The 15,270-nt window shown below is 70.2% G+C and carries 19 protein-coding genes; 15 read left to right on the top strand and 4 right to left on the bottom strand.

The genetic code is table 11. From position 1 onward, the window contains the following. Window positions 1-123: 123 nt before the first annotated feature. Window positions 124-681, bottom strand: coding sequence for a TetR/AcrR family transcriptional regulator (locus AC3B6C_RS22130; protein ID WP_044506888.1), 558 nt, complete (start codon window positions 679-681; stop codon window positions 124-126). Between the two features lie 131 nt (window positions 682-812). Here AC3B6C_RS22130 and AC3B6C_RS22125 point away from each other — a divergent pair, with 131 nt between their 5' ends. The 6 genes from AC3B6C_RS22125 to AC3B6C_RS22100 are packed head-to-tail and all read left to right on the top strand — an operon-like array spanning window position 813 to window position 6,005. Next, window positions 813-2,144, top strand: coding sequence for an adenosylmethionine--8-amino-7-oxononanoate transaminase (locus tag AC3B6C_RS22125; protein ID WP_488374170.1), 1,332 nt, complete (start codon window positions 813-815; stop codon window positions 2,142-2,144). Next, the gene (locus tag AC3B6C_RS22120) at window positions 2,141-3,322 is read left to right on the top strand and encodes an 8-amino-7-oxononanoate synthase (RefSeq protein WP_488374169.1); all 1,182 of its coding nucleotides are present in this window, start codon (window positions 2,141-2,143) and stop codon (window positions 3,320-3,322) included. Before AC3B6C_RS22125 ends, AC3B6C_RS22120 begins: the two co-directional genes overlap by 4 nt. After that, window positions 3,319-4,059 carry a dethiobiotin synthase gene (bioD, locus tag AC3B6C_RS22115; RefSeq protein ID WP_488374168.1) on the top strand — a complete coding sequence of 247 codons (741 nt, stop codon included), beginning with the start codon at window positions 3,319-3,321 and terminating at the stop codon, window positions 4,057-4,059. The genes AC3B6C_RS22120 and bioD overlap by 4 nt, the downstream gene beginning before the upstream one ends. Before the next feature lie 41 nt (window positions 4,060-4,100). Continuing rightward, window positions 4,101-5,138, top strand: coding sequence for a biotin synthase BioB (gene bioB, locus AC3B6C_RS22110; RefSeq protein ID WP_488374167.1), 1,038 nt, complete (start codon window positions 4,101-4,103; stop codon window positions 5,136-5,138). Window positions 5,139-5,172: 34 nt separating this feature from the next. Further along, window positions 5,173-5,412 carry a biotin synthase auxiliary protein BsaP gene (bsaP, locus tag AC3B6C_RS22105; RefSeq protein WP_010842313.1) on the top strand — a complete coding sequence of 80 codons (240 nt, stop codon included), beginning with the start codon at window positions 5,173-5,175 and terminating at the stop codon, window positions 5,410-5,412. Then, entirely contained in the window at window positions 5,409-6,005 is a 597-nt protein-coding gene (locus AC3B6C_RS22100) for a DUF2567 domain-containing protein (protein WP_488374166.1), read from the top strand. The genes bsaP and AC3B6C_RS22100 overlap by 4 nt, the downstream gene beginning before the upstream one ends. On the opposite strand, the gene AC3B6C_RS22095 is transcribed toward AC3B6C_RS22100, so the two are convergent. Beyond that, a complete protein-coding gene (locus AC3B6C_RS22095; RefSeq protein ID WP_488374165.1) occupies window positions 5,968-6,726 on the bottom strand; it encodes an NUDIX hydrolase in 759 nt (252 codons plus the stop codon). The genes AC3B6C_RS22100 and AC3B6C_RS22095 overlap by 38 nt on opposite strands. 86 nt (window positions 6,727-6,812) lie before the next feature. Beyond that, window positions 6,813-7,586: a type I methionyl aminopeptidase gene (map, locus tag AC3B6C_RS22090; protein ID WP_488374164.1), complete on the bottom strand. Its 774-nt coding sequence runs from the start codon at window positions 7,584-7,586 to the stop codon at window positions 6,813-6,815. A gap of 81 nt (window positions 7,587-7,667) precedes the next feature. Here map and AC3B6C_RS22085 point away from each other — a divergent pair, with 81 nt between their 5' ends. The 4 genes from AC3B6C_RS22085 (at window position 7,668) to nadC (ending at window position 10,611) form a co-directional block, all read left to right on the top strand. Next, window positions 7,668-7,928, top strand: coding sequence for a helix-turn-helix domain-containing protein (locus tag AC3B6C_RS22085; RefSeq protein WP_010842318.1), 261 nt, complete (start codon window positions 7,668-7,670; stop codon window positions 7,926-7,928). Next, window positions 7,925-8,431, top strand: coding sequence for a DUF1990 domain-containing protein (locus tag AC3B6C_RS22080; protein ID WP_488374163.1), 507 nt, complete (start codon window positions 7,925-7,927; stop codon window positions 8,429-8,431). Before AC3B6C_RS22085 ends, AC3B6C_RS22080 begins: the two co-directional genes overlap by 4 nt. Window positions 8,432-8,626: 195 nt before the next feature. Then, on the top strand, window positions 8,627-9,685 hold the full coding sequence (gene nadA / locus AC3B6C_RS22075; RefSeq protein WP_010842320.1) for a quinolinate synthase NadA: 1,059 nt from the start codon (window positions 8,627-8,629) through the stop codon (window positions 9,683-9,685). After that, window positions 9,682-10,611 (top strand): carboxylating nicotinate-nucleotide diphosphorylase, encoded by a 930-nt coding sequence (gene nadC / locus AC3B6C_RS22070; protein WP_488374161.1) that lies wholly within the window; start codon window positions 9,682-9,684, stop codon window positions 10,609-10,611. Before nadA ends, nadC begins: the two co-directional genes overlap by 4 nt. Here nadC and AC3B6C_RS22065 read toward each other — a convergent pair. After that, on the bottom strand, window positions 10,608-10,931 hold the full coding sequence (locus AC3B6C_RS22065; protein ID WP_044506881.1) for a hypothetical protein: 324 nt from the start codon (window positions 10,929-10,931) through the stop codon (window positions 10,608-10,610). The two genes, nadC and AC3B6C_RS22065, sit on opposite strands and share 4 nt — an antisense overlap. A gap of 204 nt (window positions 10,932-11,135) precedes the next feature. Between AC3B6C_RS22065 and hisD the strand changes: the two genes are divergently transcribed. From hisD to AC3B6C_RS22040, 5 genes are read left to right on the top strand one after another with little or no spacing between them, the layout of a single operon-like run. Then, window positions 11,136-12,479, top strand: a complete 1,344-nt coding sequence (gene hisD, locus AC3B6C_RS22060) for a histidinol dehydrogenase (RefSeq protein ID WP_010842323.1) — start codon at window positions 11,136-11,138, stop codon at window positions 12,477-12,479. Further along, the gene (locus tag AC3B6C_RS22055) at window positions 12,476-13,627 is read left to right on the top strand and encodes a histidinol-phosphate transaminase (RefSeq protein WP_488374160.1); all 1,152 of its coding nucleotides are present in this window, start codon (window positions 12,476-12,478) and stop codon (window positions 13,625-13,627) included. Before hisD ends, AC3B6C_RS22055 begins: the two co-directional genes overlap by 4 nt. Then, the gene (gene hisB, locus AC3B6C_RS22050; RefSeq protein ID WP_010842325.1) at window positions 13,624-14,277 is read left to right on the top strand and encodes an imidazoleglycerol-phosphate dehydratase HisB; all 654 of its coding nucleotides are present in this window, start codon (window positions 13,624-13,626) and stop codon (window positions 14,275-14,277) included. Before AC3B6C_RS22055 ends, hisB begins: the two co-directional genes overlap by 4 nt. After that, complete coding sequence (gene hisH, locus AC3B6C_RS22045; RefSeq protein WP_010842326.1) at window positions 14,274-14,912, top strand: imidazole glycerol phosphate synthase subunit HisH; 639 nt, start codon at window positions 14,274-14,276, stop codon at window positions 14,910-14,912. Before hisB ends, hisH begins: the two co-directional genes overlap by 4 nt. Further along, entirely contained in the window at window positions 14,909-15,247 is a 339-nt protein-coding gene (locus tag AC3B6C_RS22040; RefSeq protein WP_488374159.1) for a hypothetical protein, read from the top strand. The genes hisH and AC3B6C_RS22040 overlap by 4 nt, the downstream gene beginning before the upstream one ends. Window positions 15,248-15,270 lie beyond the last annotated feature (23 nt).

The following is a 15,270-nucleotide window of genomic DNA, read 5'->3' as shown; positions in this document are numbered from 1 at the left end:
AGATCGGTCTCGAGGGCCGAGCCGTGATGACCGGCTAGCAATGTACTCGCCGAAGCTGTGAAATATCGATTCCGACGACTGTGACACTCGCCTGTACCGGTGATTCGGTGCGACCGGGCGGAATCACCGCGAGCGGCGCGTGCGAGCCCCGTCGAGGATGATGGCCAGCCCGTCACGGAATTCGCCGCCGAAGTCACGACCCGACGGCCCGGTGACGCCGAGGCGCTCCATCTGCGCGCGTGTCTGTTCCTCGATGGTGAGTCCGATGACGAGCTGGCACAGTGCCGTGCTGACCGCCTCGGCGTCGCGCACCGACAGCCCACCGGACGAACCGGCGGCGATGATGTCTGCGGTGATGGCCTTCGACGACAGGCCGCTGGCCCAGCTCGACGAGACGACTTCGGCGCTGTCGGGCACCTCGAGCAGTGCGCTGCGCATCCCCGTGGCGAGCCGATCGAGGCGGTCGTCCCATGCCAGCCCGGTGTCGGGGATCGCGACCGCGGCCAGGATGTCGTCGGCGAGCGCGGCCAGCAGCGTCTGCTTGTTGGGGAAGTGCCAGTACAGCGCGTTGGGGCGGACGCCGAGTTCGGTGGCCAGGCGCCGCATCGACAGGTCGGCCAGGCTGTGCTCGCCCAGGATGTCGCGGGCGGCGCGCAGGACATCGGTCCGACTGTTGCTCACCCGCGTCAGCGTAGTGATCCGCAGATGGGACATGCACCCCACCCCTGTACACCGTCCAGGAGGGCCTGTACGGTGTTCAGGAATCCTGGACGGTGTCCAGGCCCGGACATCGGCATCCAGGAGGTGCAGAAGTGGATCACGAGGACATCGGTCGCGTCGACGCGGACCACATCTGGCATCCGTATGGCGCGCTGCCCGCGACCACCCGGCCGCTGGTCGTGAACTCGGCCGCCGGCGTCCGCCTCGAACTCGCCGATGGACGGTCGGTGGTCGACGGGATGAGTTCCTGGTGGGCCGCGATCCACGGGTACCGCCACCCCCGGCTCGATGCCGCCGCGGCCGCACAGCTCGGCCGGATGTCGCACGTGATGTTCGGCGGCCTCACGCACGAACCCGCCGCCCGCCTGGCGCAGCTCCTCGTCGACATCACTCCGTCGGGCCTGCAGAAGGTGTTCTTCTGCGACTCGGGATCGGTGTCGGTCGAGGTGGCGATCAAGATGGCGCTGCAGTACTGGCGCAGCCGCGGGCAGGCCGGTCGTACGCGCCTGCTCACGTGGCGCGGTGGATACCACGGCGACACCTTCGCCCCGATGAGCGTCTGTGATCCCGACGGCGGCATGCACACGATGTGGTCGGGCGTCCTCGCGAGCCAGATCTTCGTCGACGCGCCGCCGGCCGACTTCCGGGCCGACTACGTCGCCGAACTCGAGCGGACCGTGGCCGCGCACCGCGATGAGCTCGCCGCGGTGATCGTCGAACCCGTTGTCCAGGGTGCGGGTGGGATGCGATTCCACGACGCGGCGTACCTGCGTGCGCTCCGCGAGATCTGCGACCGCCACGACGTCCTGCTCGTGTTCGACGAGATCGCCACCGGATTCGGCCGTACCGGAACGCTGTTCGCGGCCGACGCCGCCCCGGGCGCCGGAGCGGGGGAACCGGGAACGGGCGTCGCACCGGACATCATGTGTGTCGGCAAGGCGCTGACGGGCGGCTACCTGACGCTCGCCGCGACCCTGTGCACCACCGAGATCGCCGACGTGATCAGCGCGGGGGAGGCGGGTGGACTCGCACACGGGCCGACTTTCATGGCCAACCCGCTGGCCTGCGCGGTCGCGGTGGCCGCGGTCGAGCTCCTGCTGGAAGGGCCCTGGGCCGAGCAGGTGTCGGCCATCGAGCGCGGGCTCGCACTGGGGCTCGAACCACTGCGGGATCTCGACGGCGTCGTCGATGTGCGCGTCCTCGGTGCGATCGGCGTCGTCGAACTCGATCGCCCGGTCGACATGGTCGCGGCCACCGATGCGGCCGTCGAGGCGGGGGCCTGGCTGCGGCCGTTCCGCAATCTCGTCTACACGATGCCGCCGTTCATCTGCACGGCCGAGGACATCGAGGTGATCGTGCGCGGGGTGTCCGCGGCGGTGTGCGCGACGGTGGGCGAGCGCGAACTGGCCGGGGTGCGGTCATGACGTCCGTGCAGGCGCAGCAGGACTCGACTGTCGTCACCGGTGGAGAGGTCGGGCTGGCCTGGCTCGTCGAGGCCGCTCATGAGCGGAGCGTGGCCGGGCTGCATCGCAGCCCGCATGTCCGGCGTGCCGGCGCCGGCGAGATCAACCTCGGTTCCAACGACTACCTCGGGTTGTCGACGCATCCCGCGGTCGTCGCCGGCGCGCGAGCGGCCGCGGACCGGTGGGGCGGGGGTGCGACGGCATCGCGCCTCGTCGTGGGCACCACCCAGGCGCACATCGATCTCGAAGACGACCTCGCCGACTTCCTCGGATTCCCTGCCGCACTCACCTTCTCGTCCGGTTACCTGGCCAATGTCGGCGCCGTGACCGCCCTGGCGAAGCGCGGCGACCTGATAGTCAGCGACACCGGCACGCACGCGTCACTGATCGACGGCTGCCGGCTGTCCCGCGCCCGGGTCGTGGTCGTCGACCGCGGCGATCACGAGGCCGTCCGGCGGGCCCTCGCCGAGCGCACCGAGAGCCGGGCGCTGGTCGTCACCGATTCGGTGTACAGCATCGACGGTCAGCCTGCGCCGGTCGCGGATCTGTACGCGGCGGCACGCGCGCACGGCGCCGTCCTGCTCGTCGACGAGGCCCACGCACTCGGTGTTCGCGGTCCGGGTGGGCGGGGACTCGTTGCCGAACAGGGTCTCTCGGGTGCGCCCGACCTCGTCGTCACGACGGTGCTGTCGAAATCACTCGGCGCGCAGGGCGGTGTGGTCCTCGGATCGCAGATGGTGCGGTCGCACCTGATCGACTGCGCGCGCACCTTCATCTTCGACACCGGCCTGAACCCCGCGGCGGTCGGCGCCGCGCACGCGGCCCTGGGCATCCTGCGCGCCGATCCCGGGCTCCCGGATCGGCTGCGCGCCAACGCCCGTCGTCTGGCCTCCGCCTGCGGAGCCGACGAGCCCGCGGCCGCCGTGATCTCCATTGTCGTCGGAGATCCGCAGCGTGCGGTCGCGGCTGCGGCGGCCTGCCGGGACCGTGGGGTCCTCGTCGGCTGCTTCCGTCCGCCCTCGGTCCCGGTCGGGACGTCCAGGCTGCGGATCACGGTGCGCGCCGACCTCGATGCCCGGGCCCTCGACCATGTGGCCGCCGTCGTCGACGCGGCCCTGCGCGAAGTCGGTGCGCGATGACCACCCGGGAGCGCGGCACGGTCCTCGCCGTCACCGGGACCTCGACCGACGTCGGGAAGACCGTCGCGACCGCAGCGCTCGCCGCATCGGTACGGCCGGAGCCGGCCGTATGCAAACCCGTCCAGACCGGAGTCGGTCCCGACGAGCCCGGCGACCTCGCCGAGGTACGCCGCCTCGCAGGCGTGATGACCGCCGTCGAGTCGTTCCGCTACCCGGAGCCCCTCGCGCCCGACACCGCCGCGCGCCGTGCCGGGATGCCTCTGGCCGATCCGGCGGTGATCGTCCGCGCGGTGGACGACCTCGCCGCGACGCACGACCTCGTCCTCGTCGAAGGGGCGGGTGGAGTGATGGTTCGCCTGGGCGAGACCGCCACCATCCTCGACATCGCGTCGGCGAGCCTGCGGCGCGGCACCGCCGACGGTGTCGTCGTGGTGGTGGCACCGGGCCTCGGCGCGCTCAACCACGCCGAACTCACCGTGAACGCGGTGCGGGCACGTGGACTACGCCCGGCCGGGCTCGTGATCGGCTGGTGGCCGGACGATCCCGACCTCGCGATGCGGTGCAACCGCACCGACCTTCCGCGGGTGACCGGGGTGCCGGTCGTCGGCGTCCTACCGGCGGGCGCGGCGGATCTCGAACCAGCCGACTTCCGCCGCCGCGCACCGTCCTGGTTCGACGACGAGTGGCTCTCCGCTCTTTCGCCCACGCGTTCGGAACAGCTCGTCCGGACGCCGTAAACCGTTCCCGCAGAGGAACATCCATCCAAGGAGTATCACCAGTGACCCAGGCAACAGTCGACGCCGCCACCTCCGCCCCGGCGTCGGAGGACATCCTCGCGATCGCCCGCGCCCGGGTGCTCGACCGCGGCGAACCCCTCGATCAGGAGCAGGTCCTGCAGGTCCTGCGGTTGTCCGACGACCGGCTGACCGAGCTGCTCCAGCTGGCACATGACGTGCGGATGCGCTGGTGCGGACCGGAGGTCGAGGTCGAGGGCATCATCTCGCTGAAGACCGGCGGCTGCCCGGAGGACTGCCACTTCTGTTCGCAGTCCGGCCTTTTCGCCTCGCCGGTGCGCAGCGCCTGGATCGACATCCCCTCGCTGGTGGAGGCCGCCAAGCAGACCGCGAAGACCGGCGCGACCGAGTTCTGCATCGTCGCCGCGGTTCGCGGTCCCGACAAGCGACTGCTCAGTCAGGTCGCGGCGGGCATCGAGGCCATCCGCAACGAGGTCGACATCCAGATCGCCTGCAGCCTGGGCATGCTCACCCAGGAGCAGGTCGACCAGCTGCGAGACATGGGCGTGCACCGCTACAACCACAACCTGGAGACCGCGCGCAGCCATTTCCCGAACGTGGTGACGACCCACACCTGGGAGGAGCGCTGGGACACCCTGCGCATGGTCCGCGAGGCGGGCATGGAGGTCTGCTGCGGCGGCATCCTCGGCATGGGCGAGTCCCTGGAGCAGCGCGCGGAGTTCGCCGCCGAGCTGGCCACGCTCGAGCCCGACGAGGTGCCGCTGAACTTCCTGAATCCGCGGCCGGGCACCCCGTTCGGCGACCTCGACGTGCTGCCCGCGTCGGAGGCCCTCAAGTCGGTGGCCGCCTTCCGCCTCGCATTGCCGCGCACCATCCTGCGCTTCGCCGGCGGACGCGAGATCACCCTCGGCGACCTCGGGGCCAAGCAGGGCATCCTCGGTGGCATCAACGCCGTCATCGTCGGCAACTACCTGACGACCCTCGGCCGGCCCGCCGAGGACGACCTCGACCTCCTCAGCGATCTGTCGATGCCGATCAAGTCGCTGAACGACACGATCTGACGGGATCGTCCGCCGCGATGGGTAGCGTGTTCTCATGATCGACACCGTCCCGGGTCCACTCGCCGAGCCGTGCCGGTTCGGTGTCTTCACCGGACTCCAACTGGAACTGCAGGCTCCCGACGCCGTGCCGCAGGCCGCCCGGCTGGGCCTCGAACCACCTCGCTTTTGCGGTCAGTGCGGACGCCGGATGGTGGTCCAGGTGCGGCCCGACGGGTGGGACGCGCGCTGCTCACGGCACGGCACGGTCGACTCGACGGAGCTGGGGCGCCGGTGAACCCGCCGGTGCGCTCGGTCTCCCGGCTGGCGGTCGTCTGCATCGGTGTCGCGCTGCTCGCTGCGGTCGCCGGGGTGATCTGGGCCCTCGTCACCCCGCCGACGACCGGAGTCGTGTTCGAAGGTCTCCGCCGCGACGACATCCCCGCCGACTTCGACGGCGTGGGAGCCTTCGCCATGACGATGTTCGTCTACGGCGCGGTCGCCGCCGTCGCGGTGTGGTTCGCGGCCCGGTCGTGGCGGGGCGTCAGTGGTTTCGTCTGGCCGGCACTCGCGACCACGGTCGGATCGGCGATCGCGGCGTTGGTCGGGATGTGGGTCGCGGGTCTGCGATTCGACGACGATCCGACCGCGCTGCCGGTCGATGCGACGTATCGGATCGCGCCGGAACTCCTGCTCGACGGCGCGACCCGTGCCGGTTCGAGCGAGCCGTGGACGCTGCTCATCTGCGCGCCGTTCGCCTTCGCCCTCGTCTACCTCGTGTGCGTGTTGTCCTCGCGGACAGCCGACCTCGGTGTCGGGGATCTCGACGGCCACGAGCTGTCAGCGGATGCGTTCACATCGGCGGGCGCAGCGTCGCGAACTCATCTGTGACGCGTAACTCCTTCTCGGCGAAGGCATAGAGAGCAGGCGGGCGGCCGCCGCTGCGGCCGGTCTTGCCGACGGTACCGGTGGAGACCACCACGGCGCGCCGGCTCAGGATACGCAGCAGGTTGGTTGTGTCCACGGGATAACCCAGTGCGGCGCAATAGATCTCAGACAGGGCCGACATCGGGAACCGGGCCGGCGCCAAGGCGAACGCGATGTTGGTGTACGAGAGCTTCGCGGCGAGCCGATGCCGCGCCGCATTGACGATCTCGGTGTGATCGAAGGCCAGCGGCGGCAGTTCGTCCACGGCGAACCAGCCCGCGGCGTCGGGCGGCGTCGCGGCGGCGTCAGAGGGCACGAGGCCCATGTAGGTCGAGGCGATGGTGCGGAACACGGGCACCCGATGCGGATCGGAGAAGACCGACAGCTGTTCCAGATGTGCGATGTCCCGGACGTCGAGGGAGTCCGCGACGAGTCGGCGAGCGCTCGCCGACAGGGTCTCCTCGGCGCCGACCCCGCCGCCCGGCAGTGTCCAGAGGCCGTCGACCGACCGCGTCAGCAAGACGCACAGCGAGGGATCATCGGTGTCCGAATCGCATCCGGAGTCGGGCGCGGTGTTCGGCGCAATCCGGATCTGGGGGACCCGGATCTGGAACACGACACTCAGGACTTCCACCCGGAGGGTCGTACCGTCGGCGATGGGTGGCTCGGACCCGGCGGCTGGCATGCGCACGATTGTAGGACGCCCCCTGCTGGTTGAGCCGGCTCCGAGCGCAAGCGAGGCGCCGTGTCGAAGCCACATGGTGACCTCGACTACCCGCCCCCGTTCGTCGTGAGAATCAGCGCCTCGCCGTCGGTGACGGCGATCGTGTGCTCGCTGTGGGCGCCGCGGGAACCGTCGAAGGACCGGATCGTCCACCCATCGGCGTCGAACTTGATGCGCTCGGATCCGAGCGTGAACCACGGTTCGAGTGCGAGGGTGAGGCCCGGGCGGAGTTTCATGCCCCGTCCGGCCCGGCCCGCGTTCGCGACGTGGGGGTCCTCATGCATGGTGCGGCCGAGGCCGTGTCCGCCGAACTCGGTGTTGACCCGGTATCCGTGCGCGGCGGCGACGGCGCCGATCGCCGACGAGATGTCGCCGATCCGCCCGCCCGGACGTGCCGCGTCGATGGCCGCGCTCAGGGCCTCCTCGGTGGCCGCGACGAGTCGCTGGTCGTCGGGTCGCGGGGAGCCGACGATGACGCTGCGTGCGGAGTCGGCCACCCAGCCGTCGATCGCGACGGCGATGTCCATGGACAGCAGGTCTCCGTCGGCGAGGACGTAGTCGTGCGGGAGGCCGTGCAGGACAGCGTCGTTCACCGACAGACAGATCACGTTGCGGAAGGGGCCGCGGCCGAACGACGGCGAGTAGTCCCAGTAGCAGGACTGCGCGCCTCGCTCGGCGATGAGTTCTCGCGCGCGTTCCTCGAGTTCGAGGAGGTTGACGCCGACGTCCGCGCGGCCGGCGAGGTCGTCCAGCAGATCGGCGATGAAGGCGCCCGTCACCCCCATGGCGGCCACCTCGGCGGGTGACTTCAGCTCGACCATTCTCGTCCTCTCGTATCGGTGTGCGGTATAGAAATACCAGCATTGTCGGTATTTGTATACCGGAGCCGCTACCATCGCCACATGGTGCGCAATCCGTTGACCCCGGAACAGATCGCGGCCGGTCGTCGTCTCGGTGCCCGTCTCCGCGAGTTGCGCGACGACCGCCCGCTCGGTGATGTGGCACTCGGCGCGGGCATCTCGCCGGAGACCCTGCGAAAGATCGAGACCGGACGCATGCCGACGCCCGCCTTCGCCACGATCGCGGCTCTCGCCCGCGCGCTCGGCGTCTCGCTCGACGATCTGGCGCTCGTGCTCGACGCCGAGGTGGTGCGGGCCGGGTGACCGTGAACCGGCCGGCGCTCACCTATCCCGAGGTCGGCGCGACAGCGGGCACGCTGCCGCCCGGCTACCACCACCTGCGGCGCTCGCGGGTCGTGGGATCGGGGGCCGCGTGCTTCTCCTCGGCCGGGCAGCGGATTCTCGGGTGGGACATGCATCGCCGTGCCGGTTTCGGGGTCGATGAGTCCACCTCCGCGGCAACGGTCGGCGCCGACGTCGACCTGCGGGTCGGTGTCGGACCACTCGGGATCACCGCGCGGTGCCGGGTCGTCGAGGTGATCGACGCACCGCGTGAGTGCGGCTTCGCCTACGGCACGCTCCCGGGTCATCCCGAGATCGGCGAGGAACGTTTCTGGGTGGAGTGGCTCGACGACGACACCGTGGTCGCGCAGATAGTCGCCTTCTCGCGCCCGGGTCGGTGGTTCACCCGTCTGGGCGGCCCCGTCGGGCGGCTCGCGCAGTCGCGATTCACCGAGCGCTATCTCGACGCACTCATGTGCTCGTGAGGTGCGGACCGGCCGGCCTGGCCTGCCGTTGACCGCCTCCGGTCAGGTCGTGGGAATGTCCTGTGTGTGGCGAATGTTACGATGCATAGCGTTTTCGACCATGAGTCGAAAACCTGCCTCGGACACACGGCCCGTGATCTGGGGAACCAGCGTCCCGGGGACGGAACTCGTCGCCGGGCAGCCAGAGGAGTGGCAATGAGCATCACCAGTGATCGCCCGGCGGCCGTGACAGCAGCGGGACTCGTCGATGCCGAGTGGTACGACGCCCCCGGTGGTTACACCGGCGTGGAGCCGACCCAGGAATGGGCGGACGAGGTGCGGCGCCTGGCCAAGGCGCGCAACGCGACGTTGCTCGCGCACAATTACCAGCTCCCGGCCATCCAGGACGTTGCCGACCACGTGGGCGACTCGCTCGCGTTGTCGCGGATCGCGGCCGAGGTCGACTCGGACGAGATCATCTTCTGCGGCGTGCACTTCATGGCGGAGACCGCCAAGATCCTGAGCCCGGAGAAGCGGGTCCTCATCCCCGACGAGCGCGCCGGATGTTCGCTGGCCGACTCGATCACCGCGGACGAACTGCGGGCGTGGAAAGCCGAATTCCCCGACGCGCTCGTGGTGTCCTACGTCAACACCACCGCCGAGGTGAAGGGTCTCACCGACATCTGCTGCACGTCGTCGAACGCCGTCGACGTGGTCGCCTCGATCGATCCCGATCGCGACGTGCTGTTCCTGCCGGACCAGTTCCTCGGCGCACACGTCAAGCGCGAGACCGGCCGCGACAACATCCACATCTGGGCGGGCGAATGCCACGTGCACGCCGGCATCAACGGTGACGAACTGACCGCGCAGGCGAACGCGCACCCCGACGCCGATCTTTTCATCCACCCCGAATGCGGTTGCGCGACATCGGCGCTGTATCTGGCGGGCGAGGGCTTCGTGCCCGAGGACAAGGTGAAGATCCTCTCCACCGGCGGCATGCTCGACGCGGCCCGCGAGACGGGTGCGAAGCAGGTCCTGGTCGCCACCGAGGTCGGGATGCTGCACCAGTTGCGCAAGGCGGCACCCGGTGTCGACTTCCAGGCCGTCAACGACCGCGCGTCGTGCCCCTACATGAAGATGATCACGCCCGCGGCCATGCTCCGGTGCCTGCGCGAGGGCCGCGACGAGGTCTTCGTCGATGCCGATGTCGCCGAGAAGGCGCGCAAGAGTGTCGAGCGGATGATCGCGATCGGCAACCCCGGATCGGGCGAGTGAGCAACTCGACCCCCTCCGCGAACGCGACGGGCAACGGCTTCGTCGGGCAGGCCGCGGGCGGCGAGCTGGGGGCCGCGGTCACCGACGAGGTCCGCACGCTGATCCGCACCGCCCTCGACGAAGATCTGCGGTACGGGCCCGACATCACGACCTCGTCCACGGTCCCCGCTGACGCGGTCGTCGATGCGGCGATCATCAGCCGCGCGCACGGTGTGATCGCCGGCGTCCCCGTGGTCGAGGCGGTCTTCGACGAGGTGATCGGCGCGGGCGACTACACGATCACGTCCCGGGTCGACGACGGCGCCCGGGTGGAACCGGGTGCGGTGGTGCTCGCCGTCCATGCCCCGACGCGTGCGCTGCTGACCGCGGAACGCACTGCGCTGAACCTGATCTCGCACCTGTCGGGCATCGCCACCACCACCGCGGAATGGGTGGCGGCGGTCGAGGGCACGGGCGCCCGCATCCGCGACTCGCGCAAGACGCTTCCGGGCCTGCGGCATCTGCAGAAATATGCCGTGCGCGCCGGCGGGGGAGTCAACCACCGGATGGGTCTCGGCGACGCCGCCCTCATCAAGGACAACCACGTCGTCGCTGCGGGCTCGGTCGCGGCGGCTCTGCAGGCCGTGCGTTCGGCCGCGCCGGATCTCCCCGTCGAGGTCGAGGTGGACTCGCTGGCCCAGCTCGACGAGGTCCTCGAACTGCGACCCCAGCTGGTGCTGCTCGACAACTTCGAACCGTGGGCGACCCAGATGGCCGTGCAGCGTCGCAACACGCGCTCGCCCGAGACCAAGCTGGAGAGCTCCGGCGGACTGTCCCTCGACGTCGCCGCCGACTACGCCCGTACCGGTGTCGACTACCTGGCCGTCGGCGCGCTGACGCACTCGGTCACCGTGCTGGACCTCGGGCTGGACATCCCGGCGCCTTAGAGGCTGCTGGTGCCGCCGGTTCGGATGTCGACCTCGAACACATCCGTACGGGCGATCGCCCGATCCCGTTCGTCGGCGAGCGCCACGCGGCGCGGATCGGCGAGATAGGCGTCGAGCGCGTCGCGGTCGGCCATGCTCAGGATCTGCACCTCGTGCGGCGTGCCGTCGTGCCCGGCGCCGATCACTCGGCTGACGACCGCACCGCCGTGCTCGGCGAGCAGGTCGAGAACGGTGTCCTCGTATCGGGTCAGCGCGTCGGCTGTGTCGTCGTGCGCCCAGAGCAGGCAGCAGAGGTGTAGCGGCTTCTGTGGTTCCGGCACGCGCCGGACGTTAGCGCGGACGACGTCGTCGTGCGACGGGGTTTCGGAGCACGCACGGTCGGCGGCCGTGTGAGAGGACGGGGCAGATTCGTCCGGATACCGGACCGAACTGCCCCGACGTTCTCGGTGACAACCCGCACCAGAAACCCGCTGGCACCCGACACGTATCCTTGTTGGGTAAATCCGCAGCCACCAGGAGAGATCATGCTCGCCCGAATTGACCTGCGCGGTAGCACGCCGACACTCGCCGAGTTGCGTCGTGCTCTGCCCCGCGGGGGTACCGATGTCAATGCCGTCCTCGACACGGTGACACCGGTCGTGCATGCGGTGGCCGACAACGGCACCAGCTCGGCACTCGACTTCGGCGAGAAGTTCGACGGTGTCCGTCCCGCCTCGGTGCGGGTGCCCGCGCAGGTCATCGCCGACGCCCTTGCCGAGCTCGACCCGCAGGTCGCCGACGCACTGCGCGAGTCGATCACCCGCGCCCGCAAGGTCCACGCCGACCAGCGTCGTGCGACCACGCGCACGCAGGTCGTCGACGGCGGCGTCGTGAGCGAGAAGTGGATACCGGTCCGTCGGGTCGGTCTCTACGTCCCGGGTGGCAACGCGGTGTACCCGTCGTCGGTGATCATGAACGTCGTCCCCGCGCAGGAAGCCGGGGTCGGCTCGCTGGTCGTCGCCTCGCCGCCGCAGAAGGACTTCGGCGGCTGGCCGCACCCGACCATTCTCGCTGCCTGCGCCCTCCTCGGCGTCGATGAGGTGTGGGCCGTCGGCGGTGCGCAGGGCGTGGCGCTGCTGGCCTACGGCGGCACCGACACGGAGCAGGCAGACGAGCCGGGCGCCGTCCTCGACCCGGTCGACCTCATCACCGGTCCCGGCAACATCTACGTCACCGCGGCCAAGCGCCTGTGCCGCAGCGTGGTGGGCATCGACTCCGAGGCCGGGCCCACCGAGATCGCGATCCTCGCCGACGACTCGGCGGATGCCGGCATCCTCGCCTCCGACCTCATCAGCCAGGCCGAACACGACGTCCTCGCCGCCTCGGTGCTCGTCACCGACAGTGCCGAACTCGCCGACGCCGTCGACGCCGCGCTCGACACCCAGGTCGCGGCCACCAAGCACCGCGAGCGAGTCACCACCGCGCTGTCGGGGGAGCAGTCGGGCGTCGTCCTGGTCGACGATCTCGACGCCGGACTGGCCGTCGTCGACGCCTACGCTGCCGAGCACCTCGAGATCCAGACGCGCGACGCCGCCGCGGTCGCCGACCGCGTGCACAACGCGGGCGCGATCTTCGTCGGCCCGTACGCACCGGTCAGTCTCGGTGACTACTGCGCGGGCTCCAATCACGTTCTGCCGACCTCGGGTTCGGCCCGGTTCGCGTCGGGCCTGTCGGTGCAGACCTTCCTCAAGGGCGTCCACGTCATCGACTACGACGAGGCCGCTCTGCGCGAGGTCGCCGACAAGGTGGTGACGCTGGCCGACGCCGAGGACCTGCCCGGTCACGGCGACGCGGTGAAGCAGCGCTTCGTGAAGAGCGCCGCCCGGTGACCGCGTCCGATTCGGTGGTGGGTGCTGTCACGCCGGGTGCCTCGATCACCGTCGACGACCTTCCGCTGCGCGCCAACCTCCGCGGCAAGAGTGCCTATGGCGCACCGCAACTCAAGGTTCCGGTGATCCTCAACACCAACGAGAACCCGCACGCGCCGTCCCAGGCGCTGATCGACGACGTCACCGCGTCGATACGTGAGGCGGCCGCCGAGCTGCACCGCTATCCCGACCGCAACGCCGTCGCCCTGCGCACCGACCTCGCCGCGTACCTGACCCGGGCCACCGGCGTCCGGCTGGGCGTCGAGAACCTCTGGGCGGCAAACGGTTCCAACGAGGTCCTGCAGCAGTTGTTGCAGGCCTTCGGCGGGCCGGGCCGGAGTGCGCTCGGCTTCGTTCCGTCGTACTCGATGCACCCGATCATCTCCGACGGCACCGACACCACCTGGCTGGTCGCGGCGCGCGCGGCCGATTTCTCGCTCGACACCGAGTACGCGGTCGCCGAGGTCGCCAACCGCGAACCCGATGTCGTCTTCGTGACCTCACCGAACAACCCGACCGGCGGATCGATCCCGCTCGCCGATCTCCGCCGGATCGTCGAGGCCGCACCGGGCATCGTGATCGTCGACGAGGCCTACGCCGAGTTCTCCGCGGCGCCGAGCGCCGTCGAGCTCATCGACGAGTTCCCGGCGAAGGTCGTCGTCAGCCGCACGATGAGCAAGGCGTTCGCCTTCGCCGGCGGGCGTCTCGGATACCTGGCCGCGGCTCCCGCCGTCGTCGACGCGATCCAGCTGGTGCGGCTCCCGTACCACTTGTCGGTGCTGACCCAGGCCGCCGCGCGGGCAGCGCTGCGCCACAGCGACGACACCCTCGCCGGGGTGGCCGCGATCATCGCCGAACGCGATCGCGTCGTCGCGGAGCTGACCGGCCTCGGATTCCGCGTCGTGGACTCCGACTCGAACTTCGTGCTGTTCGGCGGCTTCCGGGATGCTGCGGCGTCGTGGCAGCGTTACCTCGACCATGGCGTCCTGATCCGCGACGTGGGCATCGCCGGTCATCTACGGGTGACCATCGGCCTCGCCCCGGAGAACGACGCCTTCCTCGACGTCAGCCGCACGCTCGCCACCACAGATCTGGAGAACACTCAGTGAGCAACAGCCCTGCGAGCACCCCCGCACCAGGGAGCCCGACACCGCGCATCGCGAAGGTCGAACGGACCACCCGGGAGTCCTCGATCTCCGTCGAACTGAACCTCGACGGCACCGGCGTGACGAACATCTCCACCGGCATCGCGTTCTTCGACCACATGCTGACCGCCTTCGGGCAGCACGGCAGCTTCGACCTCACCGTCGAGGCGAAGGGTGACATCGAGGTCGAGGGCCACCACACCATCGAGGACACCGCGATCGTGCTCGGCCAGGCGCTGGGTCAGGCGCTCGGCGACAAGAAGGGCATCCGTCGCTTCGGCGATTCCTGGATCCCGATGGACGAGACCCTCGCCCAGGCCGTCGTCGACGTCTCCGGTCGCCCGTACTGCGTGCACACCGGCGAGCCCGACCACATGCTCACCGCCGTCATCGGCGGCTACCCGGGTGTGCCGTACTCGACCGTCATCAACCGGCACGTGTTCGAGTCGATCGCACTCAACGCCCGCATCGCGCTGCACGTGCGGGTGCTCTACGGCCGCGACCAGCACCACATCACCGAGGCGGAGTTCAAGGCGGTGGCCCGCGCGCTGCGCGCCGCGACCGAATACGACGCACGCGTCTCCGGGGTGCCGTCGACGAAGGGTGCGCTGTGAGCGTCGACGTCACCATCCTCGACTACGGGTCGGGCAACCTGCGGTCGGCGCAGCGCGCGCTGGAACGGACCGGGGCCCAGGTGACGGTCACCTCCGACTTCACCACCGCCCTGGAGGCCACCGGACTCGTCGTGCCCGGCGTCGGCGCGTTCGCCGCCTGCATGGAAGGTCTCCGCGCCGTCAAGGGCGATCGGATCGTCGGTCGGCGACTCGCCGGCGGCCGGCCGGTGCTGGGCATCTGCGTCGGCATGCAGATCCTCTTCGAGCGCGGCGTCGAGTTCGGTGTCGAGGCGGAGGGTTGCGGAGAGTGGCCGGGCAGTGTGACGCAGCTGCCGGCGCCGGTGCTGCCGCACATGGGCTGGAACACGGTCGACGCCCCGGCGGGTTCGGTGCTGTTCGACGGACTCGACGCCGACACCCGCTTCTACTTCGTGCACTCCTACGCCGCGCAGACCTGGGAGATGGACAACGAGGGTTCGCCTCTGGTCGCACCCCGACTGACCTGGGCCGAACACGGCGGCCGGTTCCTCGCCGCGGTCGAGAACGGGCCGTTGTCGGCCACGCAGTTCCACCCGGAGAAGTCCGGTGACGCCGGCGCCCACCTGCTGGAGAACTGGGTTCGGGGACTCTCGTGACCGACGGCACGCCGCGCCCCGGCCACGACGGCGGGTTCGGCGACGGGCATGGCGGGCCGACACCCGAACCCGTGCCGGAGGACTCCGCGTCGGCGTCGCCCGGTTTCTCGATCGCCAAACTCGCCTTCTACGCTCTCGGGGCGGGTGTGCTGGTCCTCGTCGCGTCCGTCCCGATCATCGCGCTGTGCGCGCACTGGTCGCCGATCGCCGGGCTCGTCGCCGCGCTGGTGGCGGTGGCGGCGATGATCGCCGCGATCGGTACCGTTGCCAACCGCATGGTCGACCGTGCGCGGGCGGACCTGATCGCGGCTCGCGACGGTCACGACCCCGCCTGACCACCCGTCCCACAGCCGCTCAC

Source organism: Gordonia sp. 11cp, assembly GCF_057767225.1.
The sequence above is the reverse complement of the archived record's forward strand: the minus strand, read 5'-3'. Positions and strand labels throughout refer to the sequence as shown.

What these genes read in the sequence shown, in the direction of transcription:
- AC3B6C_RS22120 (WP_488374169.1), top strand. Translation starts at nt 2,141, where the DNA reads ATGACGTCCGTGCAGGCGCAGCAGGACTCGACTGTCGTCACCGGTGGA.
- bioD (WP_488374168.1), top strand. Translation starts at nt 3,319, where the DNA reads ATGACCACCCGGGAGCGCGGCACGGTCCTCGCCGTCACCGGGACCTCG.
- bsaP (WP_010842313.1), top strand. Translation starts at nt 5,173, where the DNA reads ATGATCGACACCGTCCCGGGTCCACTCGCCGAGCCGTGCCGGTTCGGT.
- AC3B6C_RS22095 (WP_488374165.1), bottom strand. Translation starts at nt 6,726, where the DNA reads ATGCCAGCCGCCGGGTCCGAGCCACCCATCGCCGACGGTACGACCCTC.
- map (WP_488374164.1), bottom strand. Translation starts at nt 7,586, where the DNA reads ATGGTCGAGCTGAAGTCACCCGCCGAGGTGGCCGCCATGGGGGTGACG.
- AC3B6C_RS22085 (WP_010842318.1), top strand. Translation starts at nt 7,668, where the DNA reads ATGGTGCGCAATCCGTTGACCCCGGAACAGATCGCGGCCGGTCGTCGT.
- nadA (WP_010842320.1), top strand. Translation starts at nt 8,627, where the DNA reads ATGAGCATCACCAGTGATCGCCCGGCGGCCGTGACAGCAGCGGGACTC.
- hisD (WP_010842323.1), top strand. Translation starts at nt 11,136, where the DNA reads ATGCTCGCCCGAATTGACCTGCGCGGTAGCACGCCGACACTCGCCGAG.